Raw genomic sequence first — 23,687 nt, 5'->3', positions numbered from 1 at the left:
AACCCTATTTCGTAGATTAATCGCGTGTTCTTTAGGAGGGATTAATCCAGTAAACCCTTTTAATAAATCCCTTTTCCTTTCTGCATGAGTATCCTGGTTAAATGTAAAGCCCCTGAAGCAGCTTTAGAAAGCAATACTTTCCCTGAGAAATCTTTCCATCTTATTTCTTGTGGAAAAACATGGTTGGTTTCTTTTTGTAACACCCTCTTCTATTTTTGAAACACCCAGCATAAGAATGAACGACGAGCATGTCCTTCTTTTTGTCCAGGCATGCGGAATTAAGAAGGAACAGAATGAAAGGGGAGCATTCTTTATGCGGGTATCAAATGTGACAGTGCGGAGGCGCCTATTAATCGCTCTGTTTGCAGGGATATTTATATTCCTTATAATTGACGTCAGACTTGGCTATGTACAGTTTTATATGGGGGATATGTTAACTGACAGAGCAAAAGGCTCGTGGAGCAGAGACATCCCATTTGCCCCGGAAAGAGGGGAAATCGTTGACCGTAATGGTGTCCCGCTCGCAACGAATATTAGCGCCCCGACAGTGTGGGTGGTACCAAGGCAAATAGTGGATCCTGAGGCTACAGCAGAAAAACTCGCGGCCGTTTTGAATTCTTCGAAAGAAGCAACCTTAAAAAGTTTGACTGAGAAAGAGTCGATCATCAGGCTGCCATCAGGCCGGAAAATCTCACACGAAAAGGCAAAGGAAATCAGGTCGCTTGGCCTCAAGGGAATTTATATTGGCGAAGACTCAAAGAGACATTATCCGTATGGGAGCTACCTTTCTCACGTACTAGGATTTGCTGGCATAGACAATCAAGGGTTGATGGGCCTGGAGCTTTTTTATGACAAGGAATTGAGTGGGGAAAAAGGGTCAGTCCAGTTTTATGCCGATGCAAAAGGCAGGCGGATGAATGATATGGCCGATGATTACCAGCCGCCTTTGGATGGGCTTGACCTTCGGCTGACAATCGATACAAAGGTCCAGACAATTGTAGAAAGAGAGCTTGATATTGCCCAAAAGACATACAACCCTGATGGGATTATCGCAATTGCCATGAACCCCAATAATGGGGAAATCCTCGCAATGTCGAGCAGGCCGAATTTTGATCCTGCCAATTTTCGGAATGTGCCACAGGAAGTGTATAATCGCAACCTGCCTGTCTGGAGTACGTATGAACCCGGGTCCACCTTTAAAATCATCACCTTGGCTGCAGCACTTGAGGAAGGGAAGGTGAATTTAAAAAACGACCATTTTCATGATTCCGGGTCTGTTGAAGTTGGCGGTGCGAGACTGAAATGCTGGAAACGAGGCGGCCATGGAAGTCAATCATTCCTGGAAGTTGTCCAGAATTCCTGCAACCCTGGCTTTGTCGAATTGGGGGAACGCCTTGGAAAAGACAAGTTGTTTGGCTATATTAAAGGGTTTGGATTTGGCCAAAAAACGGGTATCGATTTGCAGGGTGAGGGAACCGGGATTCTTTTTAACATCAATCGTGTTGGCCCGGTAGAGCTCGCAACAACTGCTTTCGGGCAAGGTGTTTCTGTAACACCCATTCAGCAGGTTGCAGCGGTTTCCGCAGCTGTAAATGGTGGATATCTGTATACTCCATACATTGCAAAGGAACTTATTGACCCATTAACTAAGGAAGTTGTGATGAAAAACGCCCCGAAGCTCAAACATAGGATCATCTCCGAAGAGACATCTAAGCAAATCAGGCATGCTCTTGAAAGTGTTGTCGCTCAGGGGACAGGCGGCAAAGCGTTTGTCGATTCCTATCGGGTCGGCGGAAAAACAGGTACTGCCCAGAAAGCGCAGGGTGGCCGCTATCTGGAAAACAACCATATTGTTTCTTTTATTGGCTTCGCTCCTGCGGATAACCCACAGATTGTTGTCTATGTTGCAGTTGATAACCCGAAAGGAACAGTCCAGTTTGGCGGAGTGGTTTCCGCGCCAATTGTCGGCAATATCATGAAAGATTCTCTGCGTGCCCTTGGCGTCCCTCCAAGCAAAAACCAAATCGAAAAGAAAATGACTTGGACAGATGTACCGATGATTTCGATGCCGGAGCTTGAAGGTCTCACAAAGAAAGAAATTTCTGAACAGATGGTCAATCTTAAGATTGAAGCAAAAGGGGAAGGCGATGTGGTTGTAAAACAATTGCCCCAGGCAGGCACCAGAGTGAAAGAGGGTTCGACAATTATCCTATATTTCGGAGGAAAAGCTGAATGAATAGGCGGCGGGGATTCCCCCGCCTTCTTGGCGTTTATGAGCACATAAACTTCCAATGATTAATTCTAATGATTAATGGCTAAATAGAGATGAATCATGTAAAATAATATTCGATTGTTAGCTGGGAGAGGATTTGAAAAAATGAAACTGCAAGAACTTCTAGGGCATCTCCATATGTTCCGTCCATATGAGGGAGAGAATCCGGAAATTACTTCTATTGAAAATGATAACAGAAAAGTTAGTAGGGGAAGCCTGTTTATTTGCATTAAAGGCTACACTGTTGATGGGCATGATTATGCAAAATCAGCAGTTAAAAATGGAGCCGCGGCCATTATTGCAGAAAGACGCCTTGATGTAGATGTGCCATTGGTTGTGGTACCAGATTCATCACGTGCAATGGCTGTGCTGTCAGATGCCTTTTACGGCCGTCCAAGCCATCAGTTCCATTTGACTGGTATTACTGGAACGAACGGAAAAACTACAACGAGCCATTTAATTGAAAAAATATTTTCAGATGCCGGAAAAAAAACCGGCCTGATTGGCACAATGTATACAAGAATCGGCGCAGATGTATATGAGGCGAAAAATACAACGCCAGAAAGTCTTGCCCTTCAAAAAACATTTCGTAAAATGGCGGATGAAGGAATACAGCATGCTGTTATGGAAGTCTCATCACATGCTCTCGATTTGGGCAGGGTCCACGGTGCGGATTTTGATGTTGCTGTATTTACGAACCTTACACAGGATCATCTTGATTACCACAAAACGATGGAAAGCTATAAGAATGCGAAAAGCCTGCTGTTTTCACAGCTTGGCAATACGTTTTCGGATACGACCCCCAAGTTTGCCATCCTTAATGCAGATGACCCGGCGTCAGCTGATTTCAGCCGCGCAACTGCAGCACATGTTATTACATATGGGATAGACCAACAGGCAGACCTGCGCGCGAGGGACATAGCCCTTTTGCCAAACGGAACTTCCTTTATCCTTGAAGCAGCGGGCAAGACGTATACCATTTCCATGAAACAAATCGGTAAATTCAATGTTTACAATTCACTTGCAGCCATCGGAGCGGCACTTTGCTCAGGGATCTGCTTGGAAGATGCAATTAAATCCATTGAAAGTATTAAAGGTGTTCCGGGTAGATTCGAACTTGTGGATGCAGGCCAGGATTTTACGATTATCGTCGATTATGCCCATACACCTGACAGCCTGGAAAATGTATTGAAGACAATCCGGGAATTTTCGGAGCAAAGGGTCTTTGTGCTGGCCGGATGCGGTGGGGACAGGGATAAAGGAAAGCGCCCGTTAATGGCGAAGATTGCCTGTGACTACGCTACGGATCCAATTCTTACATCCGACAACCCGCGCAGTGAGGACCCGCTTGAAATTCTCCGCGATATGGAACAGGGTGTTGTCGGCCGGGAATACAAAGTTATTGCCGATAGAAGAGAAGCGATTGAATATGCAGTAAATGCTGCCAGGACTGGTGACATCATTCTGATTGCCGGCAAAGGCCATGAAACCTATCAGGAGATAAAGGGTGTTAAGCACGATTTCGATGACAGGCGAATTGCCAGGGAAGCTGTGACAAAAAAGAATTAATCTTCGTCATATGAAATGCGCAAAAAATAAATTTTTATAATTGGAGATATAGTCAGTGATATGAATAGTTTACAAGATGTTTTTTTACAAAAAATCCTTCTTCCAAGCTGGACTGAAACATATGATAAACCTGTGGTGGGCGGCGTTTCTGTTTGCCGTGTTCACTGGAAGGAGGGCTTTCAATGCTTGAACAAGTAATCTTTTTCACAATTTTGATGGGCTTTTTGGTAACTGTTTTGCTTTCGCCTATTTTCATCCCATTCTTGCGGAGGTTGAAATTCGGACAGAGCATCAGGGAGGAAGGGCCGAAATCGCATCAGAAAAAATCGGGCACTCCAACAATGGGCGGGATTATGATCCTGTTGTCCATTATCGTAACCACTCTTGTTATGACAGCTAAATTTGCGGAACCAACCGCACACACATACATGCTTATTATTGCTACAGCGGGTTTTGGCCTTTTAGGATTTCTCGATGACTTCATTAAGGTGGCAATGAAAAGGAATCTCGGTTTGACGTCCAAGCAGAAGCTGTTAGGTCAAATCATTATTTCGGTTGTTTTTTATCTAGTATACCGCCAGAACGGGCTTCCATCCGATTTGACTATTCCGTTTACAGATATAACACTCCATTTGGGCTGGTTTTATCTTGTTTTCGTTATTTTCTGGATGGTCGGATTCTCGAATGCAGTCAATTTGACTGACGGGCTTGACGGTTTAGTATCCGGAACGGCTGCGATTGCTTTTGGTGCATTTGCCGTCCTAGCCTGGAATCAATCACAATTTGAGCTGGCGATTTTTTCTGTGGCAGTGGTTGGCGCGGTTCTTGGATTCCTTGTCTTTAACGCACATCCAGCCAAGGTATTCATGGGTGATACAGGTTCACTCGCGCTTGGCGGGGCAATAGCAGCAATTTCCATCCTGACCGGGCTGGAGCTGCTGCTTCTGATAATAGGCGGCGTATTTGTCATTGAGACACTCTCTGTCATCCTCCAGGTCATCTCGTTTAAAACAACAGGCAAAAGGATATTCAAGATGAGTCCCCTACATCACCATTACGAATTATCGGGCTGGTCTGAATGGCGTGTCGTTGTAACGTTTTGGTCGGTAGGGCTGCTTTTTGCGGTACTTGGAATTTACATTGAGGTGTGGTTATAGTGAAAAAGATTGAAACCTATAAACATAAAAAAATATTGGTGCTTGGCCTAGCAAAAAGCGGAGTCAGTGCAGCCGACCTGCTGCACCGGCTTGGCGCTTTTGTAACAGTCAATGATTTCAAGCCGCTCTCTGAAAATATCGAAGCCAGGGGCCTTCTTGAACAGGGGATTAAAGTAATTTGCGGCAGCCATCCTGCGGAATTGATGGATGAAGGGTTTGAACTTGTTGTTAAAAATCCTGGAATTCCTTATTCAAATCCACTTGTGAAAAAAGCTGTTGAAATGGGAATCCCGGTTATTACTGAAGTTGAATTGGCCTATCAAATATCGGAAGCTCCGTTCGTTGGGATAACGGGCACCAATGGGAAAACAACAACGACTACATTAATCTATGAAATGTTGAACGAAGGCAATCGAGAGCCGTTAATCGCCGGAAATATCGGTACGGTTGCTTCAGGCGTAGCCCAGGAAGCAGGCAGCACGAATACAATTGTAATTGAGCTTTCTTCCTTTCAGTTGATGGGGATTGATACATTTAAGCCAAAAATCGCCGTTTTGACCAATCTCTATGAAGCGCATTTGGATTATCATGGAACGAAAGCGGAATATGTATCGGCAAAGGCGAATATCACGAAAAACCAGAATGAAACAGATTATTTCATCTACAATGCTGACCAGGAAGAGGTTGCGGCAATCGCAAGGCTTTCAGGTGCAAACCTTGTCCCTTTTTCGTCTACAAGGGATCTTGGCGAAGGAGCCTATGAAAGTGAAGGCTGGCTGTGCTTCGAGGGAGAAAAAATCATTCTTCGAGAAGAGGTTGTCCTCCCCGGCGCCCACAATCTTGAGAATATCCTCTCGGCGATTGCTGCCGCGAAGCTTTCCGGAACGAGCAACGATGCTATCCGTAAGGTACTGACAACATTCACAGGTGTCAGGCACCGCCTTCAGTTTGTAGCCGAAAAGAATGGCAGGAAAATTTATAATGACTCAAAAGCGACAAACATTCTTGCCACAACGAAGGCGCTTGAAGCCTTTGAAGGACCAGTCATCCTGCTCGCTGGCGGGCTTGACAGAGGCAATGAGTTTGATGAATTGCTTCCTTCACTAGGGAATGTCCGGGCGTTGGTCACGTTTGGCCAGACAGCCGATAAACTCGAACATGCAGCTATAAAAGCCGGAATAAAAACTGTTGTCCGTGCCGATAATGTTGAGGGTGCAGTTCCGGTGGCATTCCAGCTTTCCGAGCCGGGCGATGTAATATTATTGTCGCCAGCGTGTGCAAGCTGGGACCAGTACAAAACTTTTGAAGTCAGAGGCGACATGTTTATTGAGGCCGTGCATAAGCTTTAGTAAGGGCTTGTCTTTTTCAGTGGCCGGCAATGTCTCAAGACCCGGCGCTACCGGATAGCCCAATACATAGGGCAGAGGTGTAGGGCAGTGCCAGTTAAAAAAAATACTCCTGATATGATCCTGATGGTGACCACATTCACAATGCTTGCCATAGGCCTTATGATGGTGTACAGTGCCAGTGCAATCCAGGCAGAATTTAATTTCGGCGATTCATTCTTCTTTGCAAAAAGGCAGTTGCTTTTTGCCGGGGTTGGAATTGCCGCCATGTTCTTCATTATGAATGTGAATTACCTGACGTGGCGCGGCTGGGCGAAGGTTGCGGTCATCACTTGTTTTGTTTTGCTCATCCTGGTTTTAATACCTGGCATCGGTGTTGAACGGAACGGGTCACGCAGCTGGATTGGAGTCGGAGCCTTTTCGATACAGCCTTCCGAATTTATGAAACTTGCGATGATTGCCTTCCTGGCAAAATATTTATCTGAAAAACAAAAATTAATAACATCTTTCCGAAAAGGACTTGTCCCTTCCCTTGCGCTGGTTTTTCTAGCTTTCGGCATGATTATGCTGCAGCCTGACCTTGGGACAGGTACAGTAATGGTAGGGACATGTGTCGTCATGATCTTCGTTGCAGGCGGCCGTATCTTGCATTTTGCCGGTTTGGGATTGTTGGGGATTGCAGGCTTCGCGGCTTTGGTTATTTCGGCCCCATACAGGATTAAGAGAATTACCTCGTTCCTGGATCCCTGGTCTGATCCGCTCGGTGCTGGTTTCCAAATGATTCAGTCACTGTACGCGATTGGACCCGGCGGCTTGTTCGGCCTTGGACTTGGGGAAAGCAGGCAAAAGTTTTTCTATTTGCCTGAGCCGCAGACGGATTTTATTTTTGCAATATTAGCTGAGGAATTGGGTTTTATCGGCGGCTCGTTTATCTTAATTCTGTTTGCGCTTCTATTATGGCGGGGCATTCGAATTGCACTAGGAGCACCGGATTTATACGGCAGTTTCCTGGCAGTGGGCATCATTGCCATGGTTGCGATTCAGGTAATGATTAACATTGGTGTCGTAACCGGGCTTATGCCAGTCACCGGCATTACACTGCCGTTTCTAAGCTATGGCGGTTCTTCGCTGACCTTGATGCTCATGGCAATAGGTGTGCTATTGAACATTAGCCGCTATGTCAAACTCTAAAACTGAGATCCTTTACAGGGTCTTTTTTATTTAATAGTTGATTGCCAATGGCTGTTGTCTAATAGATTGTTGCTTTTTGTAGCTGTTGATTTCCGCTTCGCTAATGGAGGTTTTTTGGAATAAACATTGCGAGGCCATATATTTTTGCCTGTCCCCCTCCGCCTGCAGGACATGAGTATGATTTTTTGAAAATGCATTTTTTACATTTTCGAATGAGCCCGCAAACTTCTTGTCCAACCAACAGGGTTTAAAGTTTAAATAAAAAATGTCCAAATGCTCCGGTAAGCATCGGGAAGAAATCTGTTTACTTTGGCTTTTATTAAACAAGTAGTAAACAAGCCGGTGCAGTTCAGATTACGGGAAGAATATTCTGGTCGTTGATACAACAACCCTATCAACGACCTTTTTTCGGTTCCCGGTCTGTTTTAGGCGTTGATACAACTCTCTCAACGACCATTTTGCAGTTCTAGAGCTGTTTTGGGCGTTGATACTACCTTATCAACGACCTTTTTGTAGTTCCCAGTCTGTTTTGGTCGTTGATACAACCCTCTCAACGACCTTTTTTCAGTTCACCAGCCGTTTTGGTGGTTGATACAACCCTCTCAACGACCTTTTTTCGGTTTACCAGCCGTTTTGGTGTTGATGTACCACTATCAACGACCTCGGTTCGAAAATCAAAGAACAGCTCGAGCAAAAACCACCTCGCGACAGAAAAACGCCTGTTTATGCGAAGATTATTCACGGGAGCTTTCCTTTGTCTCTGCAATGAATACCTATGAAGCTTCCCTTTGTGGAGGGCAAATCAACAGACATGTACAGTATAAAAAATACTAATAAATCTTTTTTACCCCTGCTTGTTAAAAGGACTGTTGGAAGGGAAGCAGAACTTCAGAGAGCATTAGGAAAAATTCTACAACGGTTCCAATGAAACATGGGTGTTTTTCGATGTTTCCTTGTTTAAAGTGTAGTAGAATGGGGTAAAAGGAGTGGGTGCTTTTTTAAAGCATTCTGCTTGGATTCAAAGATACATAAAAGAGGTGGAAAGATGAGAATCGCCATTAGCGGCGGTGGTACCGGAGGACATATTTATCCGGCACTTGCACTGGTTCGTGAAATACAAAAGAAGGATCCCACTGCTGAATTCTTGTATATTGGCACTGAGAAAGGGCTTGAAAGCAATTTGGTACCGAGGGAGAACATTCCTTTTGCTTCAATACATATTACTGGCTTTAGAAGGAAGCTGTCCTTTGAAAATATTAAAACTATCTGGAGATTCCTTGCGGGTGTTCGAAAAAGCAAGGCACTTTTAAAAGAATTCAAGCCAGATGTCGTAATTGGAACTGGGGGATATGTTTGTGGACCTGTCGTGTATGCAGCGGCAAAATTGAACATTCCGACTGTCATCCATGAACAGAACAGCATACCTGGGCTGACTAATAAATTTCTGAGCAGGTATGTCAATAAAGTTGCAATATGTTTTGAAGAAGCAGCCAGCTTTTTCCCGAAGGAAAAGGTGGTGTTTACCGGTAACCCAAGGGCATCCGAGGTTCTGGGACGCGACGGCATCAAGGGCCGGCTATCAACAGGGTTGAAAATCGGAATGCCGGCAGTGCTTATTTTTGGCGGTAGCAGAGGTGCGCGTCCAATCAATGAAGCTGTCGTCCAATCCTTGGGGGAATTTGCATCCAAGCCGTACCAGGTTCTGTACGTAACGGGTGATGTTCATTATGAGGATGTGCGGAAAGAGGCGGAATTGTTGGGGAGCCCTGATAATGTGATTATTAAGCCATTCATCCACAATATGCCTGAGGTGCTGGCGGGTGTTGATTTAGTGGTATCCAGGGCTGGTGCAACTACTCTGGCAGAATTGACTTCACTTGGCATTCCTTCAGTTTTGATCCCGAGCCCATATGTAACAGAAAATCATCAGGAAAAAAATGCATTGGCCCTCAGTACGAAAGGTGCAGCCAAACTTCTTGTTGAAACTGCACTTTCAGGGAAGAAGCTTGTCTCAACTATTGATGGCATTATTTTGAATAAAGAAAAGCTAGCAGAAATGGGCAGGGAAGCCAAGGAGCTCGGAGTTCCCGATGCAGCTTCAAGGCTCTACAAAACTATGTTGGAGCTAGTATCCCAAAAGTAAGGAATATAGGCTGTAACCCAATAACCAACAATGCATAAAATGAAATAACTCTATTTGAAAGATAGGGAGGATATTATGGATGAGCTGAAAAGGGAATTGGAAACCGCCAAAGTTGGAAAGATAAAAGAAATGGAGCAATTGGCGGCTCATACAACGATAAAAATTGGAGGACCGGCAGATTTGTTTGTCGAGCCTTCGTCTATTGAAAATTTACTAAAGACTATGGAAATAGTACGGAAATGCAATGTTCCATGGAGAGCAATCGGCAGAGGTTCAAATCTATTGGTATCGGACAAAGGAATTGAAGGAGTCGTTATCAAACTTGGCGCCGGACTTGATAAGCTTGAAATAAATGGAACTGAAATTACTGCTGGCGGAGGGCAGTCAATTGTTTCAATGGCAACATCAATTAGCAGGAAAGGTTTGAAGGGCCTGGAGTTTGCCGGGGGCATTCCCGGTTCGGTTGGCGGAGCTGTATACATGAATGCGGGAGCTCATGGTTCTGATGTTAGTAAAATTCTCAAAAAAGCACATATCTTGTTTGAGGATGGAAGTATGGAATGGCTTTCTAACGCGGAACTTGAATTCTCTTACCGTTCTTCCATATTGCAAAAGAAACGGCCAGGAATCGTTGTTGAAGCAGTCTTTCAGCTTGAACCAGGCGAAAAAGATACAATTGTAAAAGAACTGCAAAAGAATAAAGATTATCGGAAGGAAACGCAGCCATGGAATTATCCGTGCGCGGGAAGCATCTTCCGTAATCCGCTTCCGAATTATGCCGGCAGGCTTATTGAGGTTGCGGGCCTTAAAGGCCATCGAATTGGCGGAGCAAAAATATCCGAAATGCATGGTAATTTCATTGTCAATGATGGCAATGCAACAGCAGAAGATGTCCTTGCCTTAATTCAACATGTCAAGGATGTCATCGTGGGATTATATGACGTTAAAATGGAAACCGAAGTTGAGATAATCGGCAGAAAATAACTGTAAATATCACTTGCGGGTGCATATTGTATGCTATAATATTTCCATTGAAATCAGGAATTAAGCTGTTTACCATGAACGACGGCATGAATGATCGTGCCGTTGTTTTCGATTAAGTCCGGTGAATGGGCTTCTAGCCAGGGTGGAGGTGGATTGATGCAAAAGGGAAAGGTACTTACTCTAGAGGACCGGATTCCTAAGCTGAAGGAACAAAGGCGGAAAAAAGCAAACAGAAGGCTTATACTATTGCTGTTCATGTTTTTTCTCCTTATTTTGTGCGTCATTTATATTCAGTCTCCCCTCAGCCATGTAAAAACTATTGAATTCCGCGGTAATGAAGCCTATACAGACAAGGAGCTTGCCCTGGCTACTGAAATCTCCACCAAAACGAATATTTGGAAAGTGGACAAACAATCAATTGAACAGAAATTGATGAAGCTTCCTGAACTAAAGGAGGCGGAAGTGAGCCTCAAGCTTCCTAATACTGTTATGGTAAATGTTAGGGAACATAGGCGGATTGCCTATATCGTCAAAGATTCAACCTTCTATCCTGTTATGGAAAACGGCACCGTGCTCAAAGGCGCGGAGGAAGCGCCACTGACAGTAAATGCCCCTGTTCTTGCCGGATTTAAAGATGGAAAAATCCTCGATGAAATGTGCAAGGCGCTTGTAAGCCTGCCGGCGGAAGTATATAACACCATTTCGGAAATTCATTATACTCCTCAAAAAACGGACAAATTCCACATTTCTCTGTTTATGAATGATGGGTTTGAAGTAAGTGCTTCGCTAAGGACATTCGCCGATAAGATGATTCATTATCCGTCGATTGCCAGCCAGCTTGATCCGAAAGTTAAGGGAGTCATCGACCTTGAGGTTGGATCATTTTTTAGGGCATACGAAAAAGAAGAAGGGGACGAAGGTGTTGAAGAAGCTGAAGGTGAAGGGTAATCAAGTGGTTTTATCGCTTGTCTGCCTTGTGCTTGGGTACATGATGGCCTTTTCCTATCATTTGACACGAGTCGAGAATGAAGAGCGAAATCCAGCCGTTACAGGAAAATTATATGAACGGACATTGGACCTGAGGAATCAGCTCATTTCCCTTGAGGAGACAAATCGGGAACTTCAGAAGGAGTTTAATAGCAAGCAGGCACAAGTGCTTGAATACGAAAAAGCTCTCTCGAAAGAGGAGCAAACATTTTCCAAAATAGCTGAAGAGGCTGAGAAGTACAGAATGTTTCTAGGCCATGTAAAGGTGCAGGGGCCAGGCGTAGAGGTTACGCTTGCTGATGGAGAATACAATTCGAAACAACCAAACATTAATGATTATCTTGTCCATGAATACCATGTTTTCAAAGTTGTAAATGAACTGTATGTTTCGGGTGCTTCGGCAGTTGCCATAAATGGGCAAAGGCTGACCAGCCGTTCTTATATTGTTTGTAATGGCCCTGTCATTACCGTTGATGGCAAGCAGCATCCCGCGCCCTTTGTTGTGAGTGCAATAGGCGACCCTGAAGTGCTGAAAGCAGCATTGAATATGACCGGGGGGGTAAGGGACCAATTAGTTAACGACAATATTGTGTTCACATTGGAGAGTAACGATTTAATTTCCCTTAATCCGGTATTGGGAGGTTAATTTTTAATCCGTAAGATGTCCACAGAAAAAGGCAGGGGAAGATTACGTGGACAAGCCGAAAATAAAAAACACCAACTTTGCAATTATCACAGCCATCATTGGGTTTATGCTAGCGGTTCAATTCCAGACAATAAAGGAGCCGGTAGAAAGGGATACCCGTGATATTTGGCAGCTAAGGGAAGATTTGCTTAAGGAAAAGAAGCTGCAATCCGAGTTGCTTGGCGAAATCCGGTCTATAGAAGATAAACTTGCAGCATATGAAACGATGAGGCAGCAGGGAAAGGGACAGGTCCTGACCGAAACTCTGGAGGAATTAAAAGAGGCAGCTGGGATGACGGAGGTAACTGGACCAGGTATTATTATATCCATAGAACCTGTTTTTGAAGAAATTATCCTGGGGAGCCCTATCAGTACTTCGGTTACACCTGATTTGTTAAAGCGGCTTACGAATGAATTAAACATGTACGAGGCAAAGCATATTTCCATAGACGGCCAGCGGATAATCAATTCCACGGTAATCCGTGAAATCGCCGGGGAGACAAGGATAGATGGCCACAGCCTTCGTGGCCTGCCAATTGAAATAAAAGTCATCGCCGAGAATGTCATGGATGCTGAGAAAATATCCAACAAAATGAAAGCATCTCAAATCTCCGAAGAATTTTTTATTGAAAGCCTAAGGCTGACCGTATCAGAGCCCAGTCAGGATCTAACTATAGAAGCTTATGATAGTAATATAAAACTAACGAATATTAAGCCGGCCGGCTCCGGTGAAGGAGGCAAACCGTAATGTGGCTTCCGCTGCTGGCCCTAGTCATTGGGGTTATTCTTGGTCTCATGACCGACATCCGGATTCCGGACGAGTACTCAAATTATTTATCAATAGCTGTCCTGGCCGCGCTGGATACCCTTTTTGGGGGTGTAAGGGCGCACCTGCAAAATATCTACGATGAAAAGGTTTTTGTCTCAGGGTTCTTTTTTAACATTATCCTTGCGGCAAGTTTAGCTTTTCTAGGAGTCCATCTTGGTGTAGACTTGTATTTAGCCGCTGTATTTGCGTTCGGGGTCAGGTTATTCCAAAATATAGCCGTGATCCGGAGGTTATTATTGACAAAATGGTCAACAGCTCGCGAAAAAACAGAAAAAAGTTGATTTTTTTTAGAGGGAATCATATCGCTCTGACGAATATTTTTATAATATAAATATATATTTACAATTTTATGAACACTATATTAATAGAAATAGAATGGTTTCTTGAAGGAGGTGCCATAGGATGAACAGCAATGAAATATTTGTCAGTCTTGACATCGGTACATCCAGTGTTAAAGTGATCATTGGTGAAAAAGTCAATGACTCATTAAATATTATCGGAGTTGGAAACGTAAAATCAGCTGGGCTCAGAAAGGGTTCCATTGTTGATATAGAAGAAACAGTTCATTCTATCAATAAAGCAGTTGAGCAGGCTGAGAGAATGATAGGGATGGAGATTCGCCAGGTTATTGTCGGGATTACCGGTAACCACGTAATGCTCCAGCCATGCCATGGCGTCGTGGCTGTATCCAGTGAGAATAAAGAAATCACCCGTGAGGATATTTACAGGGTCGAGGATGCTGCGAAGGTCATTTCGATCCCGCCAGAACGGGAAATCATCGATGTTGTCCCTAGGCAATACATAGTGGATGGCCAGGATGAAATTACAGACCCGATTAATATGATGGGTGTAAGGCTTGAAATGGAAGGTACAATCATCACCGGGTACAAGACTATTCTACATAATGTTTTAAGGTGTGTTGAACGAGCGAATCTGGAAGTACTGGATATAACACTCCAGCCTCTGGCTGCCGGAATGTTCTCATTGTCCAAGGACGAAAAGAATCTTGGCACTGCCCTTATTGATATAGGCGGAGGAACCACAACGATAGCGGTTTTTGAAGATGGATACCTACAGGCTACCAGCGTTATCCCTCTGGGAGGAGAACACATTACAAAAGATTTATCCATTGTCCTCAGGACTTCGACAGATGATGCCGAGAAAATAAAGCTTAAGTTTGGACACGCTTTTTATGAGGATGCTTCAGCTGAAGAGGTGTTCAGTGTCCCGGTTATCGGAAGCGATCAGCACCAACAGTTTACACAGCTTGAAATTTCTGAAATTATAGAGGCGAGGCTTGAAGAGATATTTGACCTGGTACTTAATGAACTTAAAAGGTTGGGAATCCGGGATTTGCCGGGCGGCTATGTACTGACAGGCGGTGTCTCCAACATGGAAGGTATCCTGGATCTTGCCCAGATTGTTTTTCAAAATCGAGTAAGGAAGGCTGTGCCGGATTATATTGGTGTAAGGGAACCGCAATATACCAGTGGTGTCGGGCTGATTAAATACGCCAGCAGAAATAGCCGGCTGGATGGGTACACAGTCCAATCGGTCACCATTCCACAGGTTTCCGAGCAAAAAGAGAAAAGGCAAGTTAAACACCAGCAGCCGAAACCAAAGCAGGAAAAGCAGCAGCCTGAAGAAAAAGTGACTTCAAAAGTAAAAAAGTTCCTGGGTTACTTTTTTGAATAAGGCGGGCTAAGATTGATGGAGAATCTCCTGAGATAGGCAACTGGCCTATCGGACCATGAATGGGTGGACAAGCCCGAGAATACGGAAATAGGACGAATTAGGAGGATATGGCATGTTGGAGTTTGATACAAATTTAGACCAGCTAGCAACCATAAAGGTAATTGGCGTTGGAGGCGGCGGGAATAACGCGGTAAACAGGATGATTGAGCACGGTGTCCAGGGAGTCGAGTTCATTGCAGTCAACACTGATGCACAAGCTTTGAATCTTTCAAAAGCAGAAGTAAAAATGCAAATAGGCGCTAAGTTGACTCGGGGACTTGGCGCTGGTGCAAATCCTGAAGTTGGTAAGAAAGCTGCTGAAGAAAGCAAAGAACAAATCCAGGAAGCTCTTCGCGGTGCCGACATGGTTTTCGTTACAGCGGGAATGGGTGGCGGCACTGGTACAGGAGCGGCTCCAGTTATTGCTCAAGTAGCCCGCGAGTTGGGAGCTTTGACAGTTGGGGTTGTGACAAGGCCTTTTACATTTGAGGGCAAAAAGCGCCAGGGCCAGGCACAAATGGGTATTGCCGGAATGAAAGAAGCTGTAGACACACTTATTGTCATTCCGAATGACAGGCTTCTTGAGATTGTTGATAAGAGTACTCCAATGCTTGAAGCATTCCGTGAAGCAGATAATGTATTGAGGCAGGGTGTTCAGGGGATTTCTGATTTGATTGCTGTACCAGGGCTTATCAACCTGGACTTTGCGGATGTTAAGACCATTATGTCAAGCAAAGGTTCAGCGTTGATGGGTATCGGTGTTGCTTCCGGAGAAAACCGTGCAGCCGAGGCAGCCAAGAAGGCAATCAGCTCGCCACTCTTGGAAACTTCAATTGACGGGGCACAAGGTGTTCTTATGAATATCACTGGCGGAACGAACCTGAGCCTTTATGAGGTACAGGAGGCTGCCGACATTGTCGCTTCTGCTTCTGACCAGGAAGTGAATATGATTTTCGGATCCGTTATCAATGAAAACCTGAAGGATGAAATTCTTGTTACTGTCATTGCAACAGGATTCAATGAGGAAGCAATCCAGCAGCGTCCGACGGCACGTCCAGCTTTTGGACAGCCAAAGGCCCCAATGGGCACTGTTAAACGTGAGCCAAAGCGTGAGGAACCTGTCCAGGAACCAGTCAGGCCTTCATCCGTTTCCCAGGAAGATGCTCTTGATATCCCAACTTTCCTTCGCAACCGTAACAGAAGAAGATAAAGAGAAACTTCAATTAGTGGGGGGTTCATCCCCACTGATTGTTAGTTAAACCAATCGGGCTTTTACGTACTGTTGCTCCCACCGTTTCTTCGATTTCTCTAAGGCTTTGAGGTGGGGTCTTACAGCCCGTAACTGCGGGATAATTTATTATTGCTAAAAACGGCATGGCCCACTGGGCATGCCGTTTTCATGTTTGGGGAAAGCGGCGGCAACTAGATCTAACAAGATGAAGGCTTTTAGATTACCTCTGTTCAGGGTCCTGTTTGGAGGCGTAGACTCTTCGAAATACGTACGCATTCTCCCCGGGGATGCTTTTGCAGGAAAGTTATGTAGCGTCCTGGCAGGATAAAAGGTGAGTGGAAAACGGCTTATCTCTCGCCGAAGCAGAAAGAAATGTGGAAGAGGCTGCTCAACTCAGATATAGGAAGACTTTGTTTTGATGGTAAAACCTTAGCCGCCCTTAATCCGAGAGAACTGTAGCCAGAACTAGGGACTGTAGCTGGCTTTTTATCATTACCATTAAATGGCTCATTTGTCCTCTGTGCCCGTGAGAACAATCCTTGTGGAACATTTGCGGTTGGTGTTACGACTCTTCATGGCGATGGTCTTTATAACGATTACAAATGTCTGGTGCTTTGGACCTCTCCAAATAGGTTGCTTGATTCAAAGGCTTGCATAATTCGAAAATAATCTTTAGAGGCTGTCCTAAATGGACGGCCTCTTTTTTACTATTACAAGATGCCAGAAGGTGAAAAGAGTATAACCTTATTGGAAAATGAGAACCGGCTCTATTGCGGGTTCTGACAAAAACCGCATTCATCGTCTGAAATTTCCTTTATTTCTCGTACAGAAAGTGACACACTTCCATCTCTTACATAGGCTATACTTTTTCGTAAACAGAACACGGTTACCCTGAAATGTTGGGGGTCCTGGAAAGGAGGAGCGTGTGGCTGTTTATTTAGATGTTATTTGGGCATTGAATTTTTTATTCGATTGCCTATTACTTAGTCTCTCCGCACTCGTTATTAAGAAACAGGTGCGCATTTGGCGGGTGGCAGCAGGGGGCTTCATTGGATCCTTAATTATTCTGCTTCATTTCACGCCGATTGGTTACTATGCTACTCATCCTCTTGCAAAACTGGCCACTTCAATTCTGATGGTTCTGGCAACTTTTGGTTATAGGCGGTTTGCTTTTTTCATTTCTGCGCTCTTGGCATTATACTTTTCGACATTTTTAATCGGGGGAGCATTAATGGGTGCCCATTATTATTTTCAAACTGCAGACGGACCCGCATCGGCGTTCCTCGCTTCTGCATCAAGCGGACTTGGAGATCCGGTTAGTTGGCTGTTTGTTATTATCGGATTTCCTGTGGCCTGGCATTTTTCAAGAAATCGGGTTGAAAGTATTGAAATGGCAAAAATCAAATATGAACAGCTGGTAACTGTAGACATTACCATGAATGAACAAAGCTACCGCTTTACAGGAATGGTTGATAGCGGGAACCAGCTATATGATCCTTTATCACGACTGCCTGTCATGTTTGCATCGATTAAAAATAGAAAGGACGAATTTCCCGAAGTGTTCGAGAGGTTTGCAGCTTCTCCTGATGAATTGATTAACGGTGAAAAAGCCATCCCTGAAGAGTGGGAAGGCAAGCTTAGGATTGTTCCATACTCGGTCGTTGGGCAAGAGCATCAGCTTGTAGTCGCCGTCAAGCCAGACCAAGTTTCAATTCTAGCAAATGGGCAGTCATATAAAACAACAAAAGCCCTCGTTTCATTCACATTCCAACAGCTTTCCGCAGATGGATCATTCGAATGCATTGTCCATCCAAAACTTTTATCCGGCATTTCAGATAACGGCCCGGGTGTTGCAAGTTAAGTTAATACGTTAATACTAATATACTCACTGATACATAATTTAGAAGGAGGAAAACATGTTGAATAAATGGAAGTTCCGCATTTCCTATTACTGGACGCGACTGCTAATAAAGCTCGGTTTCAAGAAGGATGAGGTTTATTATATAGGAGGCAGTGAAGCACTGCCACCGCCACTTAGCAAGGAAGAGGAGGAAGTGCTTCTTAAAAAGCTCCCTGGCGGAGATAAAACAGCGAGGTCGATGCTGATTGAACGGAATTTACGCCTGGTTGTATACATTGCAAGGAAGTTTGAAAATACCGGAATCAACATTGAAGACTTGATTTCTATTGGGACAATCGGCTTGATAAAAGCTGTAAACACATTTAATCCCGAGAAAAAAATTAAGCTGGCTACATACGCTTCCCGTTGTATCGAGAATGAAATTTTAATGTTTCTTAGGAGAAACAATAAAATTCGTTCAGAGGTTTCATTCGATGAACCGCTGAATATTGATTGGGATGGGAATGAGCTTCTTCTGTCGGATGTCTTAGGGACAGATGAAGACATCATTACGAAAGACTTAGAGGCAAATGTAGACCGAAAGCTTTTAACCAAGGCTCTGCATCAATTGTCTGACAGGGAGAAACAAATCATGGAACTTCGCTTTGGACTTGTGAACGGTGAAGAAAAAACCCAAAAGGACGTCGCCGACATGCTCGGAATATCCCAGTCGTATATTTCAAGGCTCGAAAAACGAATTATTAAAAGACTTAGAAAAGAATTCAATAAAATGGTTTAAAATCTTTACGAAAAAAAATCTTTTTCAAGTAAACCCTTATAGAATATGGCTTGTTTGTACCAGAGTCATTAAGGGGGCACTGAGTCACTGCATATTTTTCCCTTCCGCGGAGATACTGTTTTTTGAACAGCAGCTCCTATAAGGAGGGAAAAGGCATTGACTCGGAATAAAGTTGAAATATGCGGTGTGGATACGTCAAAACTTCCGGTATTAAAAAACGAAGAGATGCGTTTGCTTTTCAAGGAAATGCAGGAAGGTGATGTAACCGCCAGAGAGAAGCTGGTCAACGGGAATTTGCGGCTTGTGCTAAGTGTCATCCAGCGTTTCAACAACCGTGGTGAATTCGTTGACGATTTGTTTCAAGTAGGCTGTATAGGCCTGATGAAATCAATTGATAATTTTGATTTAGGTCAAAATGTTAAGTTTTCCACTTATGCCGTACCTATGATTATTGGGGAAATTCGCCGATATTTGCGCGACAATAACCCTATCCGTGTTTCAAGATCGTTGAGGGATATTGCCTATAAAGCCCTCCAAGTAAGGGAACGATTGATGAGTGAAACCTCCAGGGAACCGACAGCAGAAGAAATTGCAAGAGTTCTGGAAGTTCCTCATGAAGAAATTGTCTTTGCTTTGGATGCTATCCAGGATCCAGTTTCATTGTTCGAGCCGATATACAATGATGGGGGAGATCCTATCTATGTAATGGACCAGCTCAGTGATGAGCGGAACAAGGACACACAATGGATTGAGGAAATTGCCTTAAAGGAAGGAATGCGGCGCCTGAACGAAAGGGAGAAGCTGATCTTGAGGAAACGTTTTTTCCAGGGGAAGACGCAGATGGAAGTAGCAGAGGAAATTGGCATATCGCAGGCGCAAGTCTCCAGGCTTGAAAAAGCAGCAATCAAACAAATGAATAAGAATATTCAAAGCTAAGCTGCCTTAACGGGCAGCTTTTACTGTTTTTTGGAGAAATCTGCAACCAGACATAATTAGTTTGAATTGTAAACAACCTTCATGGCTAAAAATAAAAGCAAGTAAGCAGTACAGGAAGCCTGAATCTTTCCGTATGAAGTATGCAACAGCGGATGTACCTCCGAGGAAGAACAACTAACCCTTGTTTCCAGTAGCAGTACTACTATATTTTCACCGATTACCTAGTGATTCTCTGATTAGTACTAGTGAAAATCAGCTATTCGTGAAGAATCATTAGTAATAAAGTGTGGTTCGAAAAGGTAGTCCTTTGTAGTACTACTCAGAGTACTACTAGTTTTTTTCGGTGATTACCTAGTGATTCTCTGATTAGTACTAGTGAAAATCAGCTATTCGTGAAGAATCATTAGTAATAAAGTGTGGTTCGAAAAGGTAGTCCTTTGTAGTACTACTCAGAGTACTACTAGTTTTTTTCGGTGATTACCTAGTGATTCTCTGATTAGTACTAGTGAAAATCAGCTATTCGTGAAGAATCATTAGTAATAAAGTGTGGTTCGAAAAGGTAGTCCTTTGTAGTACTACTCAGAGTACTACTAGTTTTTTTCGGTGATTACCTAGTGATTCTCTGATTAGTACTAGTGAAAATCAGCTATTCGTGAAGAATCATTAGTAATAAAGTGTGGTTCGAAAAGGTAGTCCTTTGTAGTACTACTCAGAGTACTACTAGTTTTTTTCGGTGATTACCTAGTGATTCTCTGATTAGTACTAGTGAAAATCAGCTATTCGTGAAGAATCATTAGTAATAAAGTGTGGTTCGAAAAGGTAGTCCTTTGTAGTACTACTCAGAGTACTACTAGTTTTTTTCGGTGATTACCTAGTGATTCTCTGATTAGTACTAGTGAAAATCAGCTATTCGTGAAGATTCATTAGTGATAAAGTGTGGTTCGAAAAGGTAGTCCTTTGTAGTACTACTCAGAGTACTACTAGTTTTTTTCGGTGATTACCTAGTGATTCTCTGATTAGTACTAGTGAAAATCAGCTATTCGTGAAGAGTCATTAGTAATAAAGTGTGGTTCGAAAAGGTAGTCATTTGTAGTACTACTCAGAGTACTACTAGTTTTTTTCGATGATTGCCTAGTGATTCTCTGAGTGGTACTAGTGAAAACTGGCTATTCGTGAAGAGTCATTTGCAATAAAGTGTGAGTATGAAAAATGGAAAGTTCCCAATGTAGTCTCAACCTGGATACTTTGGCAGAGTACAGTGCTCTCATGTAAAAAGCTTTGCATGGTAATCTTTTTATAATAATCATCAATAGACAAGCCCGCCTGACATATATTCATACTAGAACAGGACAGGAGTGGGTAATGATGATACGTATATCCGATTTTCAGATGAAGGATGTCATCAATGTCGCAGATGGCAAGAAACTGGGCAATATTACTGATATTGATATCAACCTGAATTCCGGCAAAATCCAATCGGTGGTGATTGGGGGGACGGGCAAGGTTTTAGGGCTGTTTGGAAAAGATGAGGATATGATCATTCCCTGGGCCAATATTTTGAAGATTGGCCAGGATGTTATCCTTGTCAGGGCCGGAGGACTGCATCCAAAGCCCATTGAAGAGGAAGAAAGCACTGTTAGTTGAGTTCTTCAGTTCCGTAAAAAGCACACCTTGTGATAAGATAGAGAAAAAACAAGGGAGTCACCATGGAACCATTTCATACTAATAACGGAACACTTTTTATGATTGAGCAATGGATGGAGAGATTTCCCGGCCTGGTAGCCGGTTTCTCCTCAAAAAATGGCGGGGTAAGCAAACCGCCATTTATGAGTTTAAACACAGGCTATCATGTTGGTGATGATCCGAACGATGTGAAAAGAAATAGAGAGATCATTGCCAGCATGATTGGCTTTCCGCTGGATGCCTGGGTTGGCGCAGAACAAACTCATGGCGCGAATATCGTGAATGCATCTCGTTTCCATATGGGGAAAGGAGCGGGAGAATACTCTACTTCGGTAAAGGATACAGATGGCTTTTATACAAATGAACCCGGTCTTCTCCTTACGCTCTGCTTTGCAGATTGTGTTCCAGTCTATTTTTTGGCGCCTGAAACGGGGAAAATTGGGATTGCCCATGCAGGTTGGAAAGGAACGGTCGAGGGTATAGGGCCTCAAATGGTAAAGGGTTGGAAAGCAGAAGGAATACCACTTTCAAAAATCTATGCGGTAATTGGCCCATCCATATGCGAAAAATGTTATATTGTAGATGATTATGTTTTATCTTTTGTTAAGAAGAGACTAGAACATGTCGAAAAAAAACCATATAATCAGATTAGTGAAGGTCAATATAGTCTGGACCTGAAAGAAATGAACCGGCTGCTGCTCATTGAGTGCGGCATTCCGGGGGAAAATATTGAGATTAGCAATTATTGTTCCAGCTGTGAGTCTGAAACCTTTTACTCCCATCGCCGTGACCGTGGCAAAACAGGGAGAATGATGGGTTTTATTGGCTGGAGAAAGGGTGCCGAGCGTGGAAGTAATTGAAAACCTCAGGGAAATACAAACTAGAATAGCAGAGGCTTGTCAAAGGGCCGCCAGGGATCCCGGGGAAGTGAGAATCATAGCTGTAACGAAATATGTTAGTATAGAGAGAGCAATCGAAGCTGTGGAAGCAGGTGTGGCCGATATTGGTGAAAATCGGGATGCCGGGCTTATCGCCAAATGGGAAAAGCTTGAAGACAGGGCGTCGTTCCATTTTATTGGTACACTGCAAACAAGAAAAGTAAAGGCTGTAATTGGCAAAGTGGATTATATCCACTCGCTGGACAGGCTTTCATTAGCTGAAGAAATTAACAAACGTGCTTCAGGACCTGTAAAATGCCTGGTACAGGTCAATGTTTCGGGCGAAGAAAGCAAGCACGGCCTGAATCCTGAAGAAGCGATTGAGTTTATATCAGGGCTAGGCAACTTTGATAAGGTAATTGTCGAAGGTCTAATGACAATGGCTCCTTATACAGACGATGAACAAGTACTTAGAGACTGTTTCAGGAAGCTAAGGGAATTGCGCGGCCGTGTCCAGGAGCTGGGACTCCCGTTCGCGCCTTGCAGGGAATTATCGATGGGAATGTCAAATGATTATGAAATCGCTGTTGAAGAAGGGGCAACCATGATCAGGATTGGGACAGCGCTCGTAGGGAAAAACGATACGGAGGTGCGGGTAAATGAGCATTAAATCTAAATTCAAGACATTCTTTTTATTGGATGACCAATACGATGAGGAAGAGGAATATATTGAAGAGCCTGAACCACTGAAGCCCCAAAAGCAGCAGCATGCTGTAAAGGCCCAAAATGTCGTTTCTCTTCAAAGCGTCCAAAAATCGTCAAAGGTTGTATTGATTGAACCGAGAATGTACTCGGAGGCCCAGGAAATTGCCGACCATCTTAAGAATAGGCGTGCTGTTGTTGTAAACCTGCAAAGGATCGACCACGACCAGGCAAAGCGGATTGTCGATTTCCTGAGTGGGACAGTCTATGCAATCGGCGGCGATATTCAAAAGATTGGTTTGAGCATTTTCCTATGTACACCGGACAATGTTGAGGTTTCTGGCAATATTTCCGAACTGATGCAAGAAAATGACTTTCAGGATTCGAGGTGGTAAGTAGTAAATGGAATTTGTATTTAGAATTCTTGTGAATGTAATCAATCTCTATTATTGGGCATTGATTATCTATATTTTAATGTCATGGTTTCCGAATGCTCGTGAGTCAGCGATTGGCCAATTCCTGTCGAGGATTTGTGAACCATTCCTAGAGCCTTTCAGGAGGTTCATCCCGCCTCTAGGCATGATTGATATTTCTCCGATTGTCGCAATCATTACGCTAAGGCTCGCGACCTCTGGATTAGGTACTGTGTATCGTTGGTTAGTAACGAATTTTTAAAAAAGAAATTGTACTGGCTTGATTAAGCCAGTCCTTTTTAATTGCA

21 protein-coding genes and 1 pseudogene are annotated in these 23,687 nt (G+C 43.7%); 21 read left to right on the top strand and 1 reads right to left on the bottom strand.

The features are described 5' to 3' along the window. Positions 1–313 precede the first annotated feature (313 nt). From A8F94_RS12945 to spoVE, 5 genes are all read left to right on the top strand, one after another. On the top strand, positions 314–2,236 hold the full coding sequence (locus tag A8F94_RS12945) for a stage V sporulation protein D (RefSeq protein WP_066200958.1): 1,923 nt from the start codon (positions 314–316) through the stop codon (positions 2,234–2,236). Positions 2,237–2,377: 141 nt separating this feature from the next. Further along, positions 2,378–3,841, top strand: a complete 1,464-nt coding sequence (locus A8F94_RS12940; RefSeq protein ID WP_066200955.1) for a UDP-N-acetylmuramoyl-L-alanyl-D-glutamate--2,6-diaminopimelate ligase — start codon at positions 2,378–2,380, stop codon at positions 3,839–3,841. A 182-nt stretch (positions 3,842–4,023) separates the two neighbouring features. Next, positions 4,024–4,998, top strand: coding sequence for a phospho-N-acetylmuramoyl-pentapeptide-transferase (gene mraY / locus A8F94_RS12935; RefSeq protein WP_066200951.1), 975 nt, complete (start codon positions 4,024–4,026; stop codon positions 4,996–4,998). Then, positions 4,998–6,347, top strand: coding sequence for a UDP-N-acetylmuramoyl-L-alanine--D-glutamate ligase (gene murD / locus A8F94_RS12930; protein ID WP_066200948.1), 1,350 nt, complete (start codon positions 4,998–5,000; stop codon positions 6,345–6,347). Before mraY ends, murD begins: the two co-directional genes overlap by 1 nt. Before the next feature lie 114 nt (positions 6,348–6,461). Continuing rightward, positions 6,462–7,535: a stage V sporulation protein E gene (gene spoVE / locus A8F94_RS12925; protein WP_441294197.1), complete on the top strand. Its 1,074-nt coding sequence runs from the start codon at positions 6,462–6,464 to the stop codon at positions 7,533–7,535. Positions 7,536–8,085: 550 nt separating this feature from the next. On the opposite strand, the gene A8F94_RS25405 is transcribed toward spoVE, so the two are convergent. Beyond that, positions 8,086–8,277, bottom strand: coding sequence for a hypothetical protein (locus A8F94_RS25405; protein WP_139070089.1), 192 nt, complete (start codon positions 8,275–8,277; stop codon positions 8,086–8,088). A 303-nt stretch (positions 8,278–8,580) separates the two neighbouring features. On the opposite strand from A8F94_RS25405, the gene murG reads away from it, so the two are divergent. The 16 genes and pseudogenes from murG (at position 8,581) to A8F94_RS12845 (ending at position 23,641) form a co-directional block, all read left to right on the top strand. After that, positions 8,581–9,678 carry an undecaprenyldiphospho-muramoylpentapeptide beta-N-acetylglucosaminyltransferase gene (gene murG / locus A8F94_RS12920; RefSeq protein ID WP_066200942.1) on the top strand — a complete coding sequence of 366 codons (1,098 nt, stop codon included), beginning with the start codon at positions 8,581–8,583 and terminating at the stop codon, positions 9,676–9,678. A gap of 75 nt (positions 9,679–9,753) precedes the next feature. Next, positions 9,754–10,662 carry a UDP-N-acetylmuramate dehydrogenase gene (murB, locus tag A8F94_RS12915; protein WP_066200937.1) on the top strand — a complete coding sequence of 303 codons (909 nt, stop codon included), beginning with the start codon at positions 9,754–9,756 and terminating at the stop codon, positions 10,660–10,662. 156 nt (positions 10,663–10,818) lie between these two features. Next, positions 10,819–11,610 (top strand): cell division protein FtsQ/DivIB, encoded by a 792-nt coding sequence (locus tag A8F94_RS12910; RefSeq protein WP_066200934.1) that lies wholly within the window; start codon positions 10,819–10,821, stop codon positions 11,608–11,610. Next, complete coding sequence (locus A8F94_RS12905; protein WP_254660849.1) at positions 11,585–12,295, top strand: DUF881 domain-containing protein; 711 nt, start codon at positions 11,585–11,587, stop codon at positions 12,293–12,295. Before A8F94_RS12910 ends, A8F94_RS12905 begins: the two co-directional genes overlap by 26 nt. Positions 12,296–12,341: 46 nt before the next feature. Next, on the top strand, positions 12,342–13,082 hold the full coding sequence (locus tag A8F94_RS12900; protein ID WP_066200932.1) for a DUF881 domain-containing protein: 741 nt from the start codon (positions 12,342–12,344) through the stop codon (positions 13,080–13,082). After that, a pseudogene (locus A8F94_RS12895) lies at positions 13,082–13,494 on the top strand (small basic family protein). Before A8F94_RS12900 ends, A8F94_RS12895 begins: the two are co-directional and overlap by 1 nt. 71 nt (positions 13,495–13,565) lie before the next feature. Further along, positions 13,566–14,858 carry a cell division protein FtsA gene (gene ftsA / locus A8F94_RS12890; RefSeq protein ID WP_066200927.1) on the top strand — a complete coding sequence of 431 codons (1,293 nt, stop codon included), beginning with the start codon at positions 13,566–13,568 and terminating at the stop codon, positions 14,856–14,858. A 112-nt stretch (positions 14,859–14,970) separates the two neighbouring features. Beyond that, positions 14,971–16,107: a cell division protein FtsZ gene (gene ftsZ, locus A8F94_RS12885; protein ID WP_066200925.1), complete on the top strand. Its 1,137-nt coding sequence runs from the start codon at positions 14,971–14,973 to the stop codon at positions 16,105–16,107. Positions 16,108–17,053: 946 nt separating this feature from the next. Then, on the top strand, positions 17,054–17,989 hold the full coding sequence (gene spoIIGA / locus A8F94_RS12880) for a sigma-E processing peptidase SpoIIGA (protein ID WP_066200922.1): 936 nt from the start codon (positions 17,054–17,056) through the stop codon (positions 17,987–17,989). Between the two features lie 55 nt (positions 17,990–18,044). Beyond that, complete coding sequence (gene sigE, locus A8F94_RS12875) at positions 18,045–18,767, top strand: RNA polymerase sporulation sigma factor SigE (RefSeq protein WP_441294193.1); 723 nt, start codon at positions 18,045–18,047, stop codon at positions 18,765–18,767. A 156-nt stretch (positions 18,768–18,923) separates the two neighbouring features. Further along, positions 18,924–19,703: an RNA polymerase sporulation sigma factor SigG gene (sigG, locus tag A8F94_RS12870; RefSeq protein WP_066200919.1), complete on the top strand. Its 780-nt coding sequence runs from the start codon at positions 18,924–18,926 to the stop codon at positions 19,701–19,703. A gap of 1,365 nt (positions 19,704–21,068) precedes the next feature. Beyond that, positions 21,069–21,347, top strand: coding sequence for a YlmC/YmxH family sporulation protein (locus A8F94_RS12865; protein WP_066200916.1), 279 nt, complete (start codon positions 21,069–21,071; stop codon positions 21,345–21,347). Positions 21,348–21,409: 62 nt separating this feature from the next. Then, complete coding sequence (pgeF, locus tag A8F94_RS12860) at positions 21,410–22,246, top strand: peptidoglycan editing factor PgeF (protein ID WP_066200913.1); 837 nt, start codon at positions 21,410–21,412, stop codon at positions 22,244–22,246. Further along, on the top strand, positions 22,233–22,934 hold the full coding sequence (locus tag A8F94_RS12855) for a YggS family pyridoxal phosphate-dependent enzyme (RefSeq protein ID WP_066200911.1): 702 nt from the start codon (positions 22,233–22,235) through the stop codon (positions 22,932–22,934). The genes pgeF and A8F94_RS12855 overlap by 14 nt, the downstream gene beginning before the upstream one ends. Continuing rightward, positions 22,924–23,361 carry a cell division protein SepF gene (locus tag A8F94_RS12850; RefSeq protein ID WP_066200908.1) on the top strand — a complete coding sequence of 146 codons (438 nt, stop codon included), beginning with the start codon at positions 22,924–22,926 and terminating at the stop codon, positions 23,359–23,361. The genes A8F94_RS12855 and A8F94_RS12850 overlap by 11 nt, the downstream gene beginning before the upstream one ends. A gap of 7 nt (positions 23,362–23,368) precedes the next feature. Next, positions 23,369–23,641, top strand: coding sequence for a YggT family protein (locus tag A8F94_RS12845; protein ID WP_066200905.1), 273 nt, complete (start codon positions 23,369–23,371; stop codon positions 23,639–23,641). Positions 23,642–23,687 lie beyond the last annotated feature (46 nt).

Origin of the sequence: Bacillus sp. FJAT-27225 (genome assembly GCF_001685025.1) — a bacterium.
Taxonomy (GTDB): Bacteria; Bacillota; Bacilli; order Bacillales; family Cytobacillaceae; genus Bacillus_D.
The sequence above is the reverse complement of the archived record's forward strand: the minus strand, read 5'-3'. Positions and strand labels throughout refer to the sequence as shown.